Origin of the sequence: Bacillus sp. AY2-1, assembly GCF_008368965.1 — a bacterium.
Classification (GTDB): Bacteria; Bacillota; Bacilli; order Bacillales; family Bacillaceae_G; genus Bacillus_A; species Bacillus_A thuringiensis_S.
Window position 1 is genome coordinate 1 of the sequence record NZ_QPEL01000199.1, and the last position, 4,809, is coordinate 4,809.

A 4,809-nucleotide genomic window follows, 5' to 3' on the forward strand; every position below is an offset into this window, starting at 1 on the left:
ACTTAAGATTTTAAAGTAGCTCTTAAACAAAAAACTTCTTTTTTTAATTGATTCATAGTAAACAAGAAAGGTTGGCAAATTAACAACTAAAGAGATTTCTTCAGGTAAGCTAATAAGTAATCTATCAAAAGGTCCTTTACAAAATTTATACATAAGTCAATTATAAGATCATGTAAATTTAAAATTATGTAAATGTTATACATTTTTGTAAAAGACATTCATTGACACTTGCGTATATAAGTAACTATACTCGTTACATCAAATTGAATGTGTGATAATACGATTTTATTATTATTACAAACATGTAAATATAAAGATAGAAAATCCCAATTTGATAAATAGAATGGTAGAGGTGTGTATTTTTATGAAGCGCAAATTAATTACAACAGGTATCCTTGCAGGAGCTATATTATCTTATTCTTCTAATATTTTAGCGGATACTCACAAATTTCCTGATGTTCCCAAGTGGGCAGAGCAATCTGTAAACTATTTAGTGGATAAACAAGTCATAATTGGTTATCCAGATGGAACTTTTGGTTCACATGATTCATTAGACAGAGCTTCCGCTACGAAAATTATGACAAAAGTATTAGGTATACAAATTGACTTTGATGCAAAACCATCCTTTACAGATGCACAAAGCCATTGGGCTACCCCTTATATCGCTGCAGCTGAAAAAGCTGGCATTGTTAAAGGCGAAGGGAATGGCCTTTTCAATCCATCCGGTAAAGTAACTCGCGCTGCCATGGCGACGATGCTAGTAAATGCTTATAAATTACAAGGTACAGCAAATAATAATGACCAAGGTAAATTTGAGGATTTAAAAGGACATTGGGGAGAAAAGTATGCCAATATTTTAATTGACTTAAATATTTCCAATGGTACGGATAATGGCTGGCAACCAAATAGGTCTATAACACGCGCTGAAGCCGCTCAACTTACTGCTAAAACAGATATGTTACAACAAAATCAAAATAATGGTTTAAAAGACAAAGAAATCATTACTGCTACTTCGTATGAGGATTTAAATTTAACAGTGGCTTCGAAAATTACAGCCCAAGAGATTGATAGTTTTATTGCAAAATACCATTCAGATAGTCCGTTAGTTGGACATGGGCAAGACTTTATTAATGCGCAAAATCAATACGGTGTCAATGCACAGTATTTAGCAGCACATGCAATTTTAGAGTCTGGATATGGAAAATCAGAAATCGCATATCGAAAACACAATTTATTTGGGTTACGCGCGTATGATAAGGATCCGTTTAAATATGCAAAATATTTACCAACCTACGGTGACAGTATTGCTTATAATGCCAATTATGTACGAGAAAGATATTTAGAAGAAGATGGCATGCATTATAATGGACCAACATTAGCTGGTATGAACGTAAAATATGCATCAGACAAAGGCTGGGCTGGAAAAATTGCAAATATTATGGAACGTATTAAACCTTTCCGTGGGGAAGACTATACATCTGCAAAAAAATTACCAAAAAATCCTGAAACATTAGATGTTGAAGCGTTATCTAATAACATTCTATATAACATGTATGAAGATGGGACAACAGCAAATGTTGTATCAACAGCTGCTTATTACCATGTACCGTATCCATTTAGCTTAAAAATTAAAAGTAAATCAGATGTAGCAGTCGAGGAAAATAAAGTTGGTACAGTAACTCGTGGAACAAACATCTTTATTTATCGTGAAGATCCAAATGGATGGGTGGAATTCTCTTTTGACACTACTGGAGAAAAATACTGGACATTAAAAAGTAAATTAAGTATGTAATTAGAAAGGTCTCTTTCACTACTCATAATCGTTTAGATTTAAATGACATATAATTATGAGACAAGTTTTTTACTTTTTTAAATATAGTTATGTACACAAAAAAGTTAGAGAATTATTTTCTCTAACTTTTATGCGCTAGTACTTGAAATTAAAAAGATGGTGGGGTTACTCCAAATATAACAGTGACTTTGTGTAAAGAAGTGTTTTCCCATTTATGTTTTACGTATGGTGGGATTTTAACACTATCACCTGGGTTAAGAAGTAAAACCTCATCATTTAGATATAGTTTTACTTGTCCTTCCATAACAAATGCTATTTCTTCACCTTTATGTGCCATAGGCTCCATAGAAGAAGCGGTTTGAGGTAACAGATTCATTAAAGCTAATTCCAGTGATCCATCTAAATTAGGTGATAATAACTCATACGAAACATTGCCGCTTTCAGGAAAAGTTATTTTTTTTCTTTGGTTAGCTCTTACAACTAATTCTTCTGTACTGGTATCCTCTAAGAAAAAATTAAACAATGGGATATTTAATGCTACAGAAATTAATTTTAGTGTTTGTAATGATGGATTTGTGATTCCTTTCTCAATTTGACTTAACATGGAAGGTGTTATATCAGCTAACTCTGCTAAACGTTTACTGGTTAATCCGGCACCTTTTCTAAATGCCATAATTTTTTGACCAACATTAATATTGTTCATATATGTAATCCCCTTTAAATAAGTAAATAAAGTTAAAATTAATTTTATTCACTTATACTAAACATGTTGTTAATATACTTAATTATAATAAAGTATGATTAATTTTCAAGCACCTGCATAGTTGTGAGAATAGTAAATAAGACGAGAAATGATTGATACTTATTTTTCCATGTGAACTATTAAGTATGATGACCTGATTATATGATTGAATTTCTGTATAAGATTTTGGGATTGACAATAATGCAATAGCGGATGGACTGGCACTTGGAATAGCATCTGGGTTTGTAGGGGAAGCAATGGAACCATTTTTATGTGGGGCATATACAGTTGGTGATAATCATTTATATAAACTATTAAAAAAAATAGTGGGTAAAGAGGTTATTTAGCTAGAACCAACAATATTAGCAGGAATGATTAGACCTATTAAATTGCATAAAGTGGGGGGAGAGGCTCTTTACAAAATAATGATTTAAAACATAAATTGAATCAAGGTACACAAATTGTATAGAGAGCAGGAGGAAGTGTGATTCCAAAAAAAGTAATGGAAGAAAATACAAGCAAACAGATTCTCAGTTAATTAAAAAGAAGTTCTAATAAATAAATAAATAAATGACAACATATGAGTAAACACCAATGCTTTATTATAAAATTTTTTAGGAAGTGAAAACATTATGAAATCAGCTTTAACTAACATTATAATCTCCTTGATTCTTGCAGTAGGAGGGGTCATTTCGCTTTTGTTTACTTTAATGGGAGGTCAAGATTGGATCTGGGATTGGGTAGGGTTATTACTGGCATATCTATCTTTGGGCATTTTAATAGGCTTATATAATAAAACTGTGGATCACAAAACATTATCTAGAATATTAAAAAGAATTTTGTTTATTTCCTTTAATTCTACAGTATTAGGAATAATAATAGGGATAACATGCCAACTATTAGGAAAGGCGAATCTTACTATAATGATGTATTATTGGTTGATAATGTTATTACTACATTTCATTACTATAATAACATTAGTTATCCTAGTATTTGTACATCAAAATAGTCAAAATTACAGCCTGTTATATACATTTATTGTAATTTTAAACATTTTCCTTACCCTAGGACCAGTATTATATCCTTTGGTTCTAACTATCATAGGAAATGGCATGAATGCTAGTGCAGGACACTAATTTTTACCTATATAGATTATTAAAATAAGTAATCCAAAAGTGACATTGGTTAAGTTAAAGAACTTTATAAGCTAATAGGATAATATAACTAAACAACATAAAGTGAAATAATAGGATAGAAAGAAGATTATAATATGAAAATTAAGCTTAAGAAAAAAAGAATTATAAGTGTATTGTTGGCTATTACATTAGTAGCAATAGGGTATTACATGTTTCAATCTATTACGAATCCTAAGCTGGTAAATGCGAAAGAGGCAAATAGTGTTCAACAAGTGAGCAGTCTACCTAAAAATGAATTGAAAAAATCGATACCTAATCGTTTTGATGGTAAAGAAAGAAAAGTTGCATATTTAACTTTTGATGATGGACCAGGAAAATATACAGCTAATCTATTAGATGTATTAAAGAAAAATGATGTGAAAGCAACATTCTTTTTAATTGGCGATAATGTGAAAAGGTTCCCAGATTTAGTGAAACGAGAGCATGTAGAGAACCATTATGTGGGTATGCATAGTATGACACATAATTTTAAAAAGTTATACACCAATCAGGAATATGTTAAGGAAATGAAAGAGGATCAATCTTTAATTAGAAATGTTATTGGAAACTCCCCGAAATTAACACGCCCACCATATGGATCAATGCCTGGATTAAATGAATCACTTCGAAATGAAGTGGTCGGAAATAATTTAAAAGTATGGGATTGGACAATTGACTCTCTAGATTGGAAATATAATAAACTACCTGTGGATGTAGCGGCCGCAAAAATTGTTCAAAATGTCTTAGCAGGTGCGACGTCTTCAAAGGAAATTGTTTTAATGCACGATATTCATCCACAATCTGTTGCGGCTGTTCCAGCAATTATAAAAGGATTAAAAGAAAAAGGGTATGAATTTGAAGCTTATGATGAGAACAATCATTTTCCAATAAACTTCTGGCATGATAGCCGGATATAAAAGTATTTATGAGTTAAATGAATGGAATAAGAAATTGATATAGGGTTTAAATATATGTAAGAGCGCGTTGATCTAAATATATACCAACACGCTCTTTATTTATTTTTTATTATTTAAATGTAAGTATAGGGTTTTTATTGTATATAAATAATTAAATGTTTTTTATTTTTATACAATAAATTA

At 30.9% G+C, this 4,809-nt stretch carries 4 protein-coding genes; 3 read left to right on the top strand and 1 reads right to left on the bottom strand.

All coding sequences use genetic code 11. The features are described from left to right. The first annotated feature begins 364 nt into the window (after positions 1 to 364). On the top strand, positions 365 to 1,792 hold the full coding sequence (locus tag DN403_RS28455; RefSeq protein ID WP_149186012.1) for an S-layer homology domain-containing protein: 1,428 nt from the start codon (positions 365 to 367) through the stop codon (positions 1,790 to 1,792). Positions 1,793 to 1,940: 148 nt separating this feature from the next. Here DN403_RS28455 and DN403_RS28460 read toward each other — a convergent pair whose 3' ends face one another. After that, a complete protein-coding gene (locus tag DN403_RS28460; RefSeq protein WP_149186013.1) occupies positions 1,941 to 2,495 on the bottom strand; it encodes a helix-turn-helix domain-containing protein in 555 nt (184 codons plus the stop codon). 671 nt (positions 2,496 to 3,166) lie between these two features. On the opposite strand from DN403_RS28460, the gene DN403_RS28470 reads away from it, so the two are divergent. After that, positions 3,167 to 3,670 (top strand): DUF3902 family protein, encoded by a 504-nt coding sequence (locus tag DN403_RS28470; protein WP_000833555.1) that lies wholly within the window; start codon positions 3,167 to 3,169, stop codon positions 3,668 to 3,670. Between the two features lie 134 nt (positions 3,671 to 3,804). Continuing rightward, positions 3,805 to 4,626: a peptidoglycan-N-acetylglucosamine deacetylase gene (locus DN403_RS28475; protein ID WP_000694602.1), complete on the top strand. Its 822-nt coding sequence runs from the start codon at positions 3,805 to 3,807 to the stop codon at positions 4,624 to 4,626. The last annotated feature ends 183 nt before the right edge of the window (positions 4,627 to 4,809 follow it).

Coding starts and splice junctions, on each gene's coding strand:
- DN403_RS28475 (WP_000694602.1), top strand. CDS start 3,805: ATGAAAATTAAGCTTAAGAAAAAAAGAATTATAAGTGTATTGTTGGCT.
- DN403_RS28455 (WP_149186012.1), top strand. CDS start 365: ATGAAGCGCAAATTAATTACAACAGGTATCCTTGCAGGAGCTATATTA.
- DN403_RS28460 (WP_149186013.1), bottom strand. CDS start 2,495: ATGAACAATATTAATGTTGGTCAAAAAATTATGGCATTTAGAAAAGGT.
- DN403_RS28470 (WP_000833555.1), top strand. CDS start 3,167: ATGAAATCAGCTTTAACTAACATTATAATCTCCTTGATTCTTGCAGTA.